Origin of the sequence: Streptomyces sp. NBC_01463 (assembly GCA_036227345.1) — a bacterium.
In the GTDB taxonomy this organism is placed as follows: domain Bacteria; phylum Actinomycetota; class Actinomycetes; order Streptomycetales; family Streptomycetaceae; genus Streptomyces.
The window spans coordinates 7,366,655-7,381,917 of the sequence record CP109468.1; the positions used below are offsets into that span (position 1 = coordinate 7,366,655).

The window sequence follows — 15,263 nt, forward strand, 5'->3', positions numbered from 1 at the left end:
TGAGATACCTCCGCCTCCGGCAACCCATCGGCACAGCCCGGAAGGCATACGGAGCCATGGCGCTCGCGCAGCCCGACCCGAGTGGGCTGCTGCCCCAGCGGACCTCACCGCTGCGCGGCGCACTCGCCACCACCGCCTGCATGGAGACCCTCCAGGTGGGCTACTTGCACGCGGTCGCGGCCGCGGCGGGGTGCTCCCTGTCGCAGCCCTTCCCCGACAACGGCATCGACTGGCACGTCAGCCACGGCGCCCCCGGCCACGTCGTCGACGACGAGGTGACCATCAAGGTCCAGCTGAAGTGCACCTATCAGATACAACCCCGGCCGCCCGGACCGACGTTCGCCTTCACGCTCGACAACGCGCACCTGGTGAAGCTCGCCCGGACCCCCGTGTCGGTGCACAAGATCCTGGTCGTGATGCTCGTGCCGCGCAGCCAGGACGACTGGCTGCGGGCCGGACACGACCGCCTCGACCTGCGGCACTGCTGTTACTGGACCAACCTGGCCGGCCACGCCGTGACCGGCCGGCACCGGACCACCGTGCGGATCCCGACCTCGCGCATCTTCGACGACCGAGCGCTCTGCGAGATCATGACCCGTGTCGGGGCGGGAGGGAGACCCTGATGCACCGGCCGATGGACGACCACTTCGACGGAGCGTTCCCGTCAGCCATCCGACCCCACCCCACCGAGCCGCTCGGCCCCTGGCCCGCCGGCGCACCGTCCGGCGGCCTCCCCGACCCGGCCCGGGTCGACCCCGCCGTACTCGGCGCGCTGCTCGCCCGGCACGGCTGGCGGCGGCGCGGCGGCGCCACCGGCCGCTACAGCCGCTGGACCCCGCCCGGACCGCCCGCACCGCCCGGCGGCTCCACCAGCCTGCTCGTACCCGACACCGCGGGGTTCCCCGACAGCGAGGACCTGCTGGCCGAGGCCCTCACCGCGCTCGCCCGCAGCGCCGCACCCTCCGCCCGCGGCGTCCTGGTCTCCCTCGCCGTCCCCAGTGACGAGATCCGCTGGTGGCGCGAGGTGCCCGAACCGGCCGCCGGCGCCGCCAGCTGGACCGGAGCGGAACACCTGCACGGCGCCGCCCGGCAGATCCTGCTCGCCGGAGCGCTCGCCGTCCGGGGGCGGGCCGGCTACCACGGCGCCCGCCACCGCAGGCGCGCCCTCGCGACGCTCGGTTCCGTCCTCATCGGGCCCGCGCCCGGCGGCCGCGAGCTCACCGCGTTCGTGCCCGCCGAGACGGGCCGCCCCCTCACCGTGCGCCTCTACCACGCCCTGCACGCCACCCGGGAAGCCGTCGACTACCAACGGGCCACCGGCGGCATGGATGCCTTCGACACCGCCGTCGAGGCGGGCGTCTGCCGCGAACTGACCGAGGCCGTCATCGCGCTCGTCCGGGGCTCCGAGGGCGCCGGGATCGCCCTGGAGTGGGCGCCGGCCGCGGGCACCCCCGACGGCTGCCCGGTGCGCCCCGAACCGGTCGAGTTCTCACCGGGCGACCTGCCCGCCCTGCGCCGGGCGGGTGCCCGCTACCTCAGGGACGAGCCCGCGGTGCCGGTACGGATCACCGGAGCCGTCGTCCGGATGCGCCGCGCGGGGCCGCGCGGACCCGGCATCGTGCGGCTGCGGGTACTGGCGGGCGCGGAGGTGCCGCACGTACGGCTGGAGCTCGACGAGGAGGCCTACCGGATCGCGGGCCAGGCCCACCTCGTGGGGCTGCCCGTCCGGGTCGAGGGCCGGCTGGAGAGCCGCGGCGGCTTCAGGCGGCTGACCAGGGCCTCACAGGTGGTTCCGGTGCAGGTCGACGACGAGGAGCGGGACCGGCTGATGAAGTCGCTCCAGGAGAACGTCGACTATTTCGAGGAGGCGTGCACGGGGGAGTAGCGGGGCGCGGGCCGCCCATTTCGCTAACGGGGCCGTCGGCTCGGTACGATTCCCCTTGCGTACGCCATGGGAATGCGGCGCACCCCCTGAGTCAGGAGAGACCGGTGTCAGACGTCCGTGTGACCATCCAACGCGATTCCGAGCGGGAAGAGCGCGTGGTGACGACGGGCACTACGGCAGCCGAGCTCTTCCCCGGCGAGCGCACCGTCGTCGCCGCCCGCATCGCCGGTGAGCTGAAGGACCTCGCGTACGTCGTCGCCGACGGCGAGACCGTCGAGCCGGTCCTGATCTCCTCCGAGGACGGCCTCAACATCCTGCGGCACTCCACCGCGCACGTGATGGCGCAGGCCGTGCAGGAGCTCCACCCCGAGGCCAAGCTCGGCATCGGCCCGCCGGTCAAGGACGGCTTCTACTACGACTTCGACGTCGAGACGCCGTTCACGCCCGAGGACCTCAAGGCCATCGAGAAGAAGATGCAGGAGATCCAGAAGCGGGGCCAGAGGTTCTCCCGCCGGGTCGTGACGGACGAGGCGGCCCGCGAGGAGCTCGCCGACGAGCCGTACAAGCTGGAGCTCATCGGCATCAAGGGCGCCGCCTCCACGGACGACGGCGCGGACGTCGAGGTGGGCGGCGGCGAGCTGACCATCTACGACAACCTCGACCCGAAGACCGGCGAGCTGTGCTGGAAGGACCTCTGCCGCGGTCCCCACCTGCCGACGACCCGGTTCATCCCGGCGTTCAAGCTGATGCGGAACGCGGCCGCCTACTGGCGCGGCAGCGAGAAGAACCCGATGCTCCAGCGCATCTACGGGACCGCCTGGCCGACCAAGGACGAGCTGAAGGCGCACCTGGAGTTCCTGGAGGAGGCCGCCAAGCGCGACCACCGCAAGCTGGGCAGCGAGCTGGACCTCTTCTCCTTCCCGGACGAGATCGGCCCGGGCCTCGCGGTCTTCCACCCCAAGGGTGGTGTCATCCGCATGGCGATGGAGGACTACTCGCGCCGCCGGCACGAGGAGGAGGGCTACGAATTCGTCTACAGCCCGCACGCCACCAAGGGCAAGCTCTTCGAGAAGTCCGGTCACCTGGACTGGTACGCCGACGGCATGTACCCCCCCATGCAGCTCGACGACGGGGTGGACTACTACCTCAAGCCGATGAACTGCCCGATGCACAACCTGATCTTCGACGCCCGCGGCCGCTCCTACCGTGAACTGCCGCTGCGCCTCTTCGAGTTCGGCACGGTGTACCGGTACGAGAAGTCGGGCGTCGTGCACGGCCTGACCCGCTCGCGCGGTTTCACCCAGGACGACGCGCACATCTACTGCACCCGTGAGCAGATGGCGGAGGAGCTCGACCGGCTGCTCACCTTCGTCCTGAACCTGCTCCGCGACTACGGTCTGACCGACTTCTACCTGGAGCTCTCCACCAAGGACCCGGAGAAGTTCGTCGGCTCGGACGAGGTCTGGGAAGAGGCCACCGAGACGCTGCGTCTGGTCGCCGAGAAGCAGGGCCTGCCGCTGGTCCCGGACCCGGGCGGCGCGGCCTTCTACGGCCCGAAGATCTCGGTGCAGTGCAAGGACGCCATCGGCCGGACCTGGCAGATGTCGACCGTGCAGCTCGACTTCAACCTGCCGGAGCGCTTCGACCTGGAGTACACCGGCCCCGACGGCACCAAGCAGCGCCCGGTCATGATCCACCGCGCCCTGTTCGGTTCCATCGAGCGCTTCTTCGCGGTGCTCCTGGAGCACTACGCCGGTGCGTTCCCGGTGTGGCTGGCGCCCGTCCAGGCGGTCGGCATCCCGATCGGCGACGCGCACATCCCGTACCTCCAGGAGTTCGCGGCCAAGGCCCGCAAGCAGGGGCTGCGGGTCGACGTGGACGCCTCGTCGGACCGGATGCAGAAGAAGATCCGCAACCAGCAGAAGGCCAAGGTGCCGTTCATGATCATCGCGGGCGACGAGGACATGGCCAACGGTGCCGTCTCCTTCCGCTACCGCGACGGCTCGCAGGAGAACGGCATCCCGGTCGAGGACGCCCTCGCCAAGATCGCCAAGGCCGTGGAGGACCGCGTCCAGGTCTGATCCGTGCCCGGCAGGGGCCCCCGGTGAGCTACCCGCTCACCGGGGGCCCCTTCTCGTCCTCCCGACGGAACACCTGGATCAGCCACGACGAGAACGAACCCGTCACCGCGCCCAGCAGCGCCAGCCCGCAGGCCATCAGGAACGCCGCCACCACCCGGCCCCACGGCGTCACCGGCACGGCATCCCCGTACCCCACCGTCGTGAGCGTCGCGCACGCCCACCAGACCGCGTCGCCGAAGGTCCGGATCGAGGCGCCCGGCGCGTCGTGCTCCTGGTGGTAGACGGCGAGGGCCGCGGAGAGGCCGAGCAGCAGGGACGTCAGGCCGGCGTACGACATGACCCGTGCGTACAGGCTCAGCCGCGGTTCGTCGTGACGCTTCTGGATGGCCGTGTAGACCTTGACCAGCCGCAGCGGGCGCAGCAGGGGCAGCAGGAGCACGAGCGTGTCGAGCCAGCGGACCCGGACGAAGCGATGGCCCAGGCCGCTGAGCCTGATCCGTACGGTGTAGTCGACGACGAAGAGCAGCCAGGTGGCGGCGACCAGGGCGAGGGCGAGGTCGTGCCAGGGCTGGGCGTCGTCCGGGGCGAGGACGCGGACCGCGTAGCCGAGCAGGAACAGCAGGGAGGCGGCGAAGAGGGGGACCTCGGTGCGCTGCTCCCAGAGGGCCAGAGCGGGCGAGGTCCGGTCCGGGGTGCGGTCGCTCATCGGCCCAGCATCGCGGTGAGTGAACGGGTTCGGCCCCGGCGACACGCTCGGCGCGGGGTACGCAATATGCTGATCGGCATGACGAGTGAGCCGGAGCAGCAGATCGGAGTGGGAACGCCCGACGCGTTCCAGCGCCTGTGGACGCCCCACCGGATGGCGTACATCCAGGGCGAGAACAAGCCGACCGGCCCGGAGGCCGGCGACGGCTGTCCGTTCTGTGAGATCCCCTCGAAGTCGGACGAGGACGGGCTCGTCGTCGCGCGTGGCGAGAAGGTCTACGCCGTGCTGAACCTGTACCCGTACAACGGCGGTCACCTGATGGTGGTGCCCTACCGTCATGTCGCGGACTACACGGAGCTGGACGGCCCGGAGACGGTGGAGCTCGCCGACTTCACGAAGCGGGCGATGACCGCGCTGCGTGCGGCGTCCGGGGCGCACGGTTTCAACATCGGCATGAACCAGGGAGCGGTGGCGGGTGCGGGCATCGCCGCGCATCTGCATCAGCATCTGGTGCCCCGCTGGGGCGGTGACACCAACTTCATGCCGGTGGTGGGCCACACCAAGGTGCTGCCGCAGCTGCTGGCCGACACCCGGAAGATGCTGGCGGACGCCTGGCCGCGCACCGTCTGATCCCGGCTTTTCCCGCTTCCGCCGCGCAGGGCGTCCCGGTTGTCCGGGGCGCCCTGCGCTGTGCTCAGGCGTCGTACAGGTCGGCCTTGCGCGGGGTGGGGTCCTGGACGAGTCCGCTCAGTATCGACGAGCGGTTCCCGAAGCGTTCGGTGTCGACGCCGTTCTCCTCCAGGACCTTCATGGACGCGTTGTGCACGACCCGCAGGACGGGGGTGGCGGCGCGCATCGCGTCGTCGGCCATGAAGCGGTGGCGCCAGGGCTTCTCGGCCCAGGCGTGCCGCAGCCCGAAGGGTTCGGGCAGGGCGATCTTGCCGCCGAGGTAGTCGAGGAGCGGCGGGTACCAGGTGAAGGGCGCGCGCAGGGCGAGGCGCACGACCTCCTTGGACTCGACCAGCGACAGCGTGATGTCGCGGGTCTCCCAGAACTTGACGGTCTTGTTGACCGTCCTCGTCTTGGCGGCGGGCTTGCTGGTGAACAGGGAGTGGACGGGGCCCAGGGCGTGTCCGGTGACCTCGATGCGCAGGGTCTCGAAGAGCACGGTGACGGTGATCATCATGGTGATCACGAGCTGGCCGTCCCAGAGGGTGAACTGGACTCCCAGGTAGTGGCGGTCGCCGCCGCCGAACTGCTGGTGGTTGCAGATCCGCTGTATCTCGTGCGGCTTGACCTGGAAGGTCGCCACGTCCTCGCCCTCGGGGCGGGAGACCGCGTCGGCGTTCTCCCCGACCGGGGACACGATCCAGTGGGTGACGGAGGGGGTGGGGAAGCCGCCGGTGTTCAGCGGGCCGCGCTCCAGCATCTTGAGCTGGTCGTGGATGACGCGTATCAGGTCCCAGCTGCGGAACTGGTGGAACTCCTTGCCGGGGTCCTTGGAGACGAGGTCCTCGGCGAGCTGCCAGCTGCCCCAGCGGGTGCCCATGCCGAGGATGCCCTTGGGCCCGGCGTAGAAGACGGAGTTGGACTGCTGCTCCGCGGAGAGCTTCTCCAGGCCCTGGCGGAGTGCCTCGCGGGCGGTCTCGTTGGGGTTCTTCGGCACCGCCTCGGGGATCTTGGCGACGACGCCGCCGCCGGAGAGGAGTCCCTCCCAGCGCGACCGCATGTCCTGGGCGGACTTCTCCGCGATCCGTTTGGCGATGAGCCAGCCGATGACGGGGGCCACGATCATCGCCCGCAGGTAGAGCGCGAGCAGTCCGGTCAGGGGCATTTTGATCAGGAGGAACAGGGCGGCGATGCCGATGATGGGCAGGAGGGCGTTCCCCACGGCGCCGAGCGCCTTGTCCTTGGTGTTGGACAGGCCGTCGCGCAGGCGGAAGGCGATGACCCACAGCAGCATTCCGGGCAGGAAGACGAAGCCGAACAGCGCGGTCACGGCGGTGAGTTTGGTGTCGCGGGCCTTGCGGAGCCTGGTCGCGGACAGGCAGTGCTCGACGACGGTCTGCGGGTCGCTGCCGAAGGACTGGATGAGGGCCTTCCGGGCGCCGCCCAGCATGCGTTCCTGGACGGCGCGGGAGAAGGCCTCGCCGAGGTTGGGCTTGAAGTAGGGGGACTTGAAGACCCTGGAGCGGCCTTCCTTCACTTCGGACTTGTGCCATTCGCTGTTGGCTTTGAGGATGTCCTCCACCGGACTGTCGCGGTACGCGGCGGAGGCGAGGGCGTTGGTCGCCACCGCCGCTCCCGCCGCCCCCTGGAGCGGAATCTGTGCTCCGGGAGAGAAATCGAATCCGTTGCTGGCCACTGTCGCCCCCACTCGCCGCCGACGAACCGCTCCTGCGGCTGTTGCCCAACTGCCGTGCCCGGCACACTTTCTGAGCTGGGACCCCAGCGTATCGTCCGGATCCGTACGCCGTCCGGTCCTGTGGACAACCTTGGGCGGCGAGGGGCGCTACGCGCTCCTGCCGGCGCTGTCCTCCTGTTCGTGGAGGCGGCCGGCGAGCTGTGGGGGCATGGCCTCGTGGCGGGCGTACGAGCGGTCGAACCGGCCGGTTCCGTGGGACAGCGAGCGCAGATCGACGGCGTAGCGCCCGATCTCCAGCTCCGGGACCTCGGCCCGTACGAGAGTGCGTCCGTGGCCCGACTGCTCGGTTCCGGTGACCCGGCCGCGGCGGCCGGAGAGGTCGCTCATGACCGGGCCGACGTAGTCGTCGGGGACCAGGACGCGGACCTCGGCGACCGGTTCCAGGACTTGGGTGCGGCCGTCGGCCGCGGCCTCGCGCAGGGCGAGGGCGCCCGCGCTCTGGAAGGCCGCGTCGGAGGAGTCCACGGAGTGGGACTTGCCGTCCCGCAGGGTGATGCGCACGTCGACGAGCGGGTGCCCGCCGGAAACGCCGCGGGCGGCCTGGGCGCGGACGCCCTTCTCGACGGACGGGATGAACTGGCGGGGCACCGATCCGCCGACCACCCTGTCGACGAATTCGATGCCGGAGCCCGGTGGCAGCGGCTCGATGTCGATCTCGCAGATGGCGTACTGGCCGTGGCCGCCGGACTGTTTGACGTGCCGGCCGCGTCCGGTGGAGGGCGCGGCGAACGTCTCGCGCAGGGCGACGCGGTGGGGGACGGCGTCGACCTGGACGCCGTAGCGGGTGCGCAGCCGGTCCAGTGCCACGTCCAGATGGGCCTCCCCGAGGCACCACAGGACCATCTGACGGGTGTCCTGGTTCTGTTCCAGACGCATCGTGGGGTCCTCGGCGACCAGGCGTGCCAGGCCCTGGGAGAGCTTGTCCTCGTCGGCCTTGCCGTGCGCCTCGATGGCGAGGGGCAGCAGCGGGTCGGGCATGGTCCACGGTTCCAGCAGCAGCGGGTGGTCCGGGCCGGACAGGGTGTCGCCGGTCTCGGCGGTGTCCAGCCGGGCGACGCAGGCGAGGTCGCCGGCGATGCACGAGGTGAGGGGGCGCTGCTGCTTCCCGAAGGGCGAGGTGAGGGCGCCGACGCGGGTGTCCGCCTCGTGGAAGGGACGGGCCTCGTGACCGGGGTCGGTGAGGCCGTGGCCGAAGACGTGCACGGTGTCGTCGGGGCGCAGGGTGCCGGAGAAGACGCGGACGAGCGAGAGCCTGCCGACGTAGGGGTCGGATGCCGTCTTGACGACCTCGGCGGCCAGGGGGCCCTGCGGGTCGCAGTCCAGCGGGGGCGGTGTGGCGCCGTGCAGGGTGGTGACGGCGGGCAGCGGGCGTTCGAGAGGGGTGGGGAAGCCGCCGGTGATCAGGTCGAGGAGTTCGACGGTGCCGATGCCCTGGCGGGCGCCCCCGGCGGCGGGGGCCGCGGTGAGGACGGGGTGGAAGGTGCCGCGTGCGACGGCGCGTTCGAGGTCGTCGACGAGTGTCCTGATGTCGATGCCGCCGCCGTCGAGGTAGCGGTCCATCAGCGTCTCGTCCTCGCTCTCGGCGATGATCCCCTCGATCAGCCGGTTGCGGGCGTCGGCCAGGGGCGCCTGCTGGGACTCGGCGGGCGGCCGTTCCTGCCGTTCGCCGCCGGAGTAGTCGAAGATCCGCTGCGAGAGGAGGCCGGTGAGCCCGGTCAGCGGGGCGTGTCCGTCGGCGGTCTCGGGGCCGTGCACCGGCAGGTAGAGGGGGAGTACGGCATCGGGGTCGTCGCCGCCGAAGATCTCGCCGCAGATCCTGGTCATCGCGTCGAACGAGGTACGGGCGGTGTCGAGGTGGGTGACGACGATGGCGCGCGGCATGCCGACCGCCGCGCACTCCTCCCAGACGGCCCGGGTGGTGCCGGCGACGGCGTCGGCCTCCTGGGCGGCCGAGACGACGAAGAGGGCCGCGTCCGCCGCACGCAGACCGGCCCTGAGCTCTCCGACGAAGTCGGCGTATCCGGGACTGTCCAGCAGGTTGATCTTGCACCCGTCCCATTCGACGGGCACGAGGGACAGCGACACCGAACGCCTGCTGCGCTGTTCGATCCCGTCGTGGTCGGAGACGGTGGTGCCGTCCTCGACCCGGCCCGCCCGGTTGACCGCGCCCGCGGTCTGTGCGAGGGCCTCGACGAGGGTGGTCTTGCCGGAGCCGCTGTGGCCGACCAGCACCACGTTCCGGATGGCGGAGGGATGGTCGGCCGTCGCCGCTCTTGTGGCGGCTCCGGTGTGCGTGTGTGCCTTGGCGCCCATGACGCGTGCCTCCCGGACGTTGGCGCCGGGCGGGAGCCCGCCGGCGCGGGATGGGGAGCGGTTGCACGGGCACGGAGGAGCCGCCGCGGCGGCTTCGGCGACGCCCGCGGTAGTTCCGAGCTTTCCACTGTGTCCCGGTCCCGTCCATACGTCGCGCGCGGCGGCGCGATCCGGCAGCCGCGCCGTGCGGGGCCGGGGTGCCCGGATACGCCCGGGGTGCCCGGACGGTGGAGTGCGGCAGTCGTGACTACGATGGGCCAGGAGGGTGCTGAAGGCCCCGGCCGGGCTCGCGGCGCCCGGCACGCACGTCTGCGGCGTTGCCGAAACGTTCTCATGGCTCCGTCATGGGGACGCTCCGGCGCCTTGCAGCCGCCCGCGCCGGACCCGCTCCCTGTTCCGGCCGGGGCCTTCAGCACCCTCCAGCCGGTGGCCGATGGGGCCATGCGGCCCACCGACCCCTCGGGAAGGCCATGCTGAACAAGTACGCGCGTGCATTCTTCACGCGTGTCCTCACGCCGTTCGCCGCACTGCTGCTCCGTCTCGGCGTGAGCCCTGACGCGGTCACTCTGATCGGCACGGCCGGGGTGATGGCAGGTGCGCTGGTCTTCTTCCCGATGGGGGAGTTCTTCTGGGGCACGATCGTCATCACGATCTTCGTCTTCTCCGACCTCGTCGACGGCAACATGGCACGCCAGGCCGGCATCTCCAGCCGCTGGGGCGCCTTCCTCGACTCGACGCTCGACCGGGTCGCCGACGGCGCGATCTTCGCGGGCTTCGCGCTCTGGTACGCGGGCAGCGGTGACGACAACGTCCTGTGCGCCGTCGCGATCTTCTGCCTCGCGAGCGGTCAGGTGGTCTCGTACACCAAGGCACGCGGTGAGTCGATCGGTCTGCCGGTGGCGGTCAACGGGCTCGTGGAGCGTGCGGAACGCCTGGTGATCTCGCTGGTGGCCGCCGGTCTGGCGGGTCTCCACGGGTTCGGCGTGCCGGGCATCCAGATCCTCCTGCCGATCGCCCTGTGGATCGTCGCCGCGGGCAGCCTGGTGACGCTGGTGCAGCGGGTCGTGACCGTGCGCCGCGAGTCCGCCGAGGCCGACGCGGCCGCCGCGGTGTCGGCTGCGGCGGACCGGGGGAGCGAGGCCGCGCAGTGAGCGGCGCGCCCGGGGAAGCGAAGCCCGGCCCGAAGGAACGGCTGAGCGACGGGCTGTACGGGCTCGGCTGGGCCGCGGTCAAGACGCTGCCCGAGCCGGCCGCCCGGGCGCTCTTCCGCACCCTGGCCGACCAGGTGTGGAAGCGGCGCGGCAAGAGCGTGCTGCGGCTGGAGTCGAATCTGGCGCGGGTCGTGCCGGACGCCGGCCCGGCCCGGCTGGCCGAGCTGTCCCGGGCCGGGATGCGCTCGTACATGCGCTACTGGATGGAGTCGTTCCGGCTGCCCACCTGGAGCCCGGAGCGGATCAAGGCGTCCATCGACGTGACGGACGCGCACCGGCTGACCGAGGGGCTCGACGCGGGACGCGGCGTCGTTCTCGCCCTGCCGCACCTGGGGAACTGGGACCTGGCGGGGGCGTGGGTCACCACGGATCTGAAGGTCCCGTTCACCACGGTCGCCGAACGGCTCAAGCCGGAGTCGCTGTACGACCGGTTCGTGGCGTACCGGGAGAGCCTGGGCATGGAGGTCCTGCCGCACAACGGCGGGGCCGCGTTCGGGACGCTGGCGCGGCGGCTGCGGGCGGGCGGTCTGGTCTGCCTGGTCGCCGACCGCGACCTGTCGGCCTCCGGTGTCGAGGTGACCTTCTTCGGCGACCGGGCGCGGATGCCCGCGGGCCCGGCGCTGCTGGCCCAGCAGACCGGTGCGCTGCTGCTGCCGGTGACGCTGTCCTACGACGACACGCCGGTGATGAGGGCGCGGATCCATCCGCCCGTCGAGGTACCCGGCTCGGGTGACCGCACGGAGAAGACGTCCGCGATGACACAGGCCCTGGCCGACGCGTTCGCCGTGGGGATCGCGGAGCACCCGGAGGACTGGCACATGCTCCAGCGGCTCTGGCTCGCCGACCTCGAAACCCGCGGGAACTAGGGCGTGTTTCGAAAGTCCCGCCTGCTCGGCGACCCTTCGGGCGGACGGCGCTACTTTTTTCGAAACACGCCCCAGGGCCTGTCGTCCGGGGTCATTCCGGGCTCGCGGGGTCCGGCGCACGGTCCCCCGGGCCCCTGGCCTCGCTCGACGAGGGGAGCCCCCGTCCGACGCCCTCCTCGCCCCGCAACCGCACGCACCGGACCACGCTCCCCGATCCGGCCTGATCCGACGAAAGGCCCTAGCAGTGAAGATCGGCATCGTCTGCCCGTACTCCTGGGACGTACCCGGCGGCGTGCAGTTCCACATCCGGGACCTGGCCGAGCACCTGATCCGCCTCGGCCACCAGGTGTCCGTGCTGGCCCCGGCCGACGACGAGACGCCGCTGCCGCCGTACGTGGTGTCCGCGGGCCGGGCCGTGCCAGTCCCGTACAACGGCTCCGTCGCCCGGCTGAACTTCGGCTTCCTGTCCGCGGCGCGGGTGCGGCGGTGGCTGCACGACGGCACCTTCGACGTGATCCACATCCATGAGCCGACCTCGCCGTCCCTGGGCCTGCTGACCTGCTGGGCGGCGCAGGGGCCGATCGTCGCCACGTTCCACACGTCCAACCCGCGCTCCCGGGCGATGATCGCCGCGTATCCGATCCTGCAGCCGGCGCTGGAGAAGATCAGCGCGCGCATCGCGGTGAGCGAGTACGCGCGCCGGACCCTGGTCGAGCACCTGGGCGGCGACGCCGTGGTCATTCCGAACGGGGTCGACGTCGGTTTCTTCGCCGCCGCCGAGCCCCGGCCCGAGTGGCAGGGCGGCACGATCGGCTTCATCGGCCGGATCGACGAACCCCGCAAGGGCCTGCCCGTCCTCATGCGGGCGCTGCCCGCGATCCTCGCCGCCCGCCCGGAGACCAGACTGCTGGTGGCGGGCCGGGGCGACGAGGAGGAGGCCGTCGCCTCGCTGCCGAAGGAGATGCGCGCGCGCGTCGAGTTCCTCGGCATGGTGAGCGACGAGGACAAGGCACGGCTGCTGCGCAGCGTCGACGTGTACGTCGCGCCCAACACCGGCGGCGAGAGCTTCGGCATCATCCTGGTCGAGGCCATGTCGGCCGGCGCGCCGGTCCTCGCCAGCGATCTGGACGCCTTCGCGCAGGTCCTGGACCTGGGCGCGGCGGGCGAACTCTTCGCCAACGAGGACGCGGACGCGCTGGCCGCGGCGGCGGTCCGGCTGCTGGGCGACCCCGGGCGGCGCGCGGAGCTGCGGGAGCGCGGCAGCGCCCATGTGCGGCGCTTCGACTGGTCGACGGTCGGGGCGGACATCCTCGCCGTGTACGAGACGGTGGCGGACGGCGCCGCGTCGGTCGCCGCGGACGAACGCACGGGCCTGCGGGCCCGGTTCGGGCTGGCCCGGGACTGAGGGCGGGCCGGGGGCCGGGGCCCGGCCCCGGACCGACGGCGCACGCGGGACCGGGCGCCGCCCGGCCCCGCTTCCGGGCGGCTGCCGCCACGCCCGGGGAGGCCGGCGCGCCTCCGCGCACCGGTAGCCTTGCCGCCCGTGACCGAAACCCTCATCTGGGCCGCCGTCGTGCTCATCGCGATCGGCCTGTACCTCAGCTGGACCGCCGGCCGCCTCGACCGGCTCCACACCCGCATCGACGCGGCCCGGGCCGCCCTCGACGCCCAACTGCTGCGCCGTGCCTCGGTCACCCAGGAACTCGCCACGTCCGGTGTCCTCGACCCGGCCTCCTCCATCGTGCTGTACGAGGCCGCGCACGCCGCCCGTCAGTCGGAGGAGGAGCACCGCGAGGTCGCCGAGAGCGAACTGAGCACCGCCCTGCGTGCCGTGTTCGGCGAGCGGGCGCAGGTGGAGGCGGTGAAGGAGATCCCGGGCGGCGAGGAGGCCGCGTCGGAGCTGGCCGCCGCCGTGCGCCGGGTCCCGATGGCGCGCAGGTTCCACAACGACGCGGTGCGGGCGGCGCGTGCGCTGCGCCGCCACCGCACGGTGCGCTGGTTCCGGCTGGCCGGGCACGCGCCCTTCCCGCTGGCCTTCGAGATGGACGACGAGCCGCCGGTCGCCCTCGCGGACCGTCCGGTCAGCTGACGGGACGCAGCCGGGCCCGGGGCCCGCGCGGCGGCGGATCAGTCCAAAACGATCCACCGGCCTTCCATTGGCCCTTGCTGTGGACTGGTGCCGGAGAGTTTGCTCAGCAGTGCGGGACTCCCGCACGCCCAGCAGTCTTTCTCCCAGTGAGGTCGATCCGTGTCCACGCTTCCCACCACCCCGCAGTCCGCCGACGCCCCCGCAACCGGCACCGCCCGCGTCAAGCGCGGCATGGCCGAGCAGCTCAAGGGCGGCGTGATCATGGACGTCGTCAACGCCGAGCAGGCGAAGATCGCCGAGGACGCGGGCGCCGTGGCCGTCATGGCCCTGGAGCGGGTGCCCGCCGACATCCGCAAGGACGGCGGCGTGGCCCGGATGTCCGACCCGAACATGATCGAGGAGATCATCGAGTCGGTCTCCATCCCGGTGATGGCGAAGTCCCGCATCGGCCACTTCGTCGAGGCCCAGGTGCTGCAGTCCCTCGGCGTCGACTACATCGACGAGTCCGAGGTCCTCACCCCGGCCGACGAGGTCAACCACAGCGACAAGTTCGCCTTCACCACCCCGTTCGTCTGCGGCGCCACCAACCTGGGCGAGGCGCTGCGCCGCATCGCCGAGGGCGCGGCCATGATCCGCTCGAAGGGCGAGGCCGGCACCGGCAACGTCGTCGAGGCCGTCCGCCACCTGCGCCAGATCAAGAACGAGATCGCCCGGCTGCGCGGCTACGACAACAACGAGCTGTACGCCGCCGCCAAGGACCTCCGCGCCCCTTACGAGCTGGTCAAGGAGGTCGCCGAGCTCGGCAAGCTGCCCGTCGTCCTCTTCTCCGCGGGCGGCGTCGCCACCCCGGCCGACGCCGCGCTGATGCGCCAGCTCGGCGCCGAGGGCGTCTTCGTCGGCTCCGGCATCTTCAAGTCCGGCGACCCGGCCAAGCGCGCCGCCGCCATCGTCAAGGCCACCACGTTCTTCGACGACCCGAAGATCATCGCGGACGCCTCGCGCAACCTGGGCGAGGCCATGGTCGGCATCAACTGCGACACGCTGCCCGAGACCGAGCGCTACGCCAACCGCGGCTGGTAGTCACTGATGAGCGACACCCCTGTGATCGGCGTCCTGGCTCTCCAGGGCGACGTACGGGAACACCTGATCGCCCTGGCCTCGGCGGACGCCCTGGCCAGGCCGGTCCGGCGTCCCGAGGAACTCGCCGAGGTCGACGGCCTGGTCATCCCCGGCGGCGAGTCCACCACGATGTCCAAGCTGGCCGCCCTGTTCGGCATGCTGGAACCGCTCCGCGAGCGGGTACGGGCCGGGATGCCGGTCTACGGCACCTGCGCCGGAATGATCCTGCTCGCCGACAAGATCCTCGACCCGCGCTCGGGCCAGGAGACGCTCGGCGGCATCGACATGATCGTGCGCCGTAACGCTTTCGGGCGGCAGAACGAGTCCTTCGAGGCGGCCGTCGAGGTCGCCGGGATCGAGGGCGGCCCCGTCGAGGGCGTCTTCATCCGGGCCCCCTGGGTCGAGTCCGTGGGCGCGCAGGCCAAGGTGGTCGCCGAGCACGGCGGGCACATCGTGGCGGTACGGCAGGGAAACGCCCTTGCCACGTCATTCCACCCGGAACTGACCGGAGACCACCGGCTTCACGCGTACTTCGTCGACATGGTGCGCGCAGTCAGCTGACTCGACC

Annotated in this window: 13 protein-coding genes; 10 read left to right on the forward strand and 3 right to left on the reverse strand. The window is 71.7% G+C overall.

Features of this window, described 5'->3' with window-relative positions; genetic code table 11:
* Positions 1-56 precede the first annotated feature (56 nt).
* The 3 genes from OG521_32605 to thrS all read left to right on the forward strand — a co-directional run bounded on the left by OG521_32605 (position 57) and on the right by thrS (position 3,966).
* The gene (locus OG521_32605; GenBank protein ID WUW25241.1) at positions 57-623 is read left to right on the forward strand and encodes a DUF4365 domain-containing protein; all 567 of its coding nucleotides are present in this window, start codon (positions 57-59) and stop codon (positions 621-623) included.
* A complete protein-coding gene (locus OG521_32610; protein WUW25242.1) occupies positions 623-1,885 on the forward strand; it encodes a hypothetical protein in 1,263 nt (420 codons plus the stop codon). The genes OG521_32605 and OG521_32610 overlap by 1 nt, the downstream gene beginning before the upstream one ends.
* A gap of 104 nt (positions 1,886-1,989) precedes the next feature.
* Positions 1,990-3,966 carry a threonine--tRNA ligase gene (gene thrS / locus OG521_32615; GenBank protein ID WUW25243.1) on the forward strand — a complete coding sequence of 659 codons (1,977 nt, stop codon included), beginning with the start codon at positions 1,990-1,992 and terminating at the stop codon, positions 3,964-3,966.
* A gap of 28 nt (positions 3,967-3,994) precedes the next feature.
* Here thrS and OG521_32620 read toward each other — a convergent pair whose 3' ends face one another.
* On the reverse strand, positions 3,995-4,672 hold the full coding sequence (locus OG521_32620; GenBank protein WUW25244.1) for a potassium channel family protein: 678 nt from the start codon (positions 4,670-4,672) through the stop codon (positions 3,995-3,997).
* Between the two features lie 66 nt (positions 4,673-4,738).
* Between OG521_32620 and OG521_32625 the strand changes: the two genes are divergently transcribed.
* Positions 4,739-5,302 (forward strand): HIT domain-containing protein, encoded by a 564-nt coding sequence (locus OG521_32625; protein WUW25245.1) that lies wholly within the window; start codon positions 4,739-4,741, stop codon positions 5,300-5,302.
* A gap of 64 nt (positions 5,303-5,366) precedes the next feature.
* On the opposite strand, the gene OG521_32630 is transcribed toward OG521_32625, so the two are convergent.
* Together OG521_32630 and OG521_32635 are read right to left on the reverse strand one after the other, a co-directional pair.
* On the reverse strand, positions 5,367-7,037 hold the full coding sequence (locus OG521_32630) for a hypothetical protein (GenBank protein WUW25246.1): 1,671 nt from the start codon (positions 7,035-7,037) through the stop codon (positions 5,367-5,369).
* A gap of 147 nt (positions 7,038-7,184) precedes the next feature.
* Positions 7,185-9,410, reverse strand: a complete 2,226-nt coding sequence (locus OG521_32635; GenBank protein ID WUW25247.1) for an elongation factor G-like protein EF-G2 — start codon at positions 9,408-9,410, stop codon at positions 7,185-7,187.
* Positions 9,411-9,880: 470 nt separating this feature from the next.
* Between OG521_32635 and OG521_32640 the strand changes: the two genes are divergently transcribed.
* The 6 genes from OG521_32640 (at position 9,881) to pdxT (ending at position 15,256) form a co-directional block, all read left to right on the forward strand.
* A complete protein-coding gene (locus OG521_32640) occupies positions 9,881-10,561 on the forward strand; it encodes a CDP-alcohol phosphatidyltransferase family protein (protein WUW25248.1) in 681 nt (226 codons plus the stop codon).
* Positions 10,558-11,487 (forward strand): phosphatidylinositol mannoside acyltransferase, encoded by a 930-nt coding sequence (locus OG521_32645; GenBank protein WUW25249.1) that lies wholly within the window; start codon positions 10,558-10,560, stop codon positions 11,485-11,487. Before OG521_32640 ends, OG521_32645 begins: the two co-directional genes overlap by 4 nt.
* A gap of 244 nt (positions 11,488-11,731) precedes the next feature.
* Positions 11,732-12,892, forward strand: a complete 1,161-nt coding sequence (locus OG521_32650) for a glycosyltransferase family 4 protein (GenBank protein WUW25250.1) — start codon at positions 11,732-11,734, stop codon at positions 12,890-12,892.
* Positions 12,893-13,030: 138 nt separating this feature from the next.
* The gene (locus OG521_32655) at positions 13,031-13,576 is read left to right on the forward strand and encodes a hypothetical protein (GenBank protein ID WUW25251.1); all 546 of its coding nucleotides are present in this window, start codon (positions 13,031-13,033) and stop codon (positions 13,574-13,576) included.
* A 159-nt stretch (positions 13,577-13,735) separates the two neighbouring features.
* Entirely contained in the window at positions 13,736-14,656 is a 921-nt protein-coding gene (gene pdxS / locus OG521_32660; GenBank protein WUW25252.1) for a pyridoxal 5'-phosphate synthase lyase subunit PdxS, read from the forward strand.
* A 6-nt stretch (positions 14,657-14,662) separates the two neighbouring features.
* A complete protein-coding gene (gene pdxT, locus OG521_32665; GenBank protein ID WUW25253.1) occupies positions 14,663-15,256 on the forward strand; it encodes a pyridoxal 5'-phosphate synthase glutaminase subunit PdxT in 594 nt (197 codons plus the stop codon).
* Positions 15,257-15,263: the final 7 nt, after the last annotated feature.

Excerpts from the sequence above, each read along its gene's own strand:
- OG521_32610 (WUW25242.1), top strand. The coding sequence starts at position 623 with ATGCACCGGCCGATGGACGACCACTTCGACGGAGCGTTCCCGTCAGCC.
- OG521_32605 (WUW25241.1), top strand. The coding sequence starts at position 57 with ATGGCGCTCGCGCAGCCCGACCCGAGTGGGCTGCTGCCCCAGCGGACC.
- OG521_32625 (WUW25245.1), top strand. The coding sequence starts at position 4,739 with ATGCTGATCGGCATGACGAGTGAGCCGGAGCAGCAGATCGGAGTGGGA.
- OG521_32620 (WUW25244.1), bottom strand. The coding sequence starts at position 4,672 with ATGAGCGACCGCACCCCGGACCGGACCTCGCCCGCTCTGGCCCTCTGG.
- pdxT (WUW25253.1), top strand. The coding sequence starts at position 14,663 with ATGAGCGACACCCCTGTGATCGGCGTCCTGGCTCTCCAGGGCGACGTA.
- OG521_32640 (WUW25248.1), top strand. The coding sequence starts at position 9,881 with ATGCTGAACAAGTACGCGCGTGCATTCTTCACGCGTGTCCTCACGCCG.
- OG521_32635 (WUW25247.1), bottom strand. The coding sequence starts at position 9,410 with ATGGGCGCCAAGGCACACACGCACACCGGAGCCGCCACAAGAGCGGCG.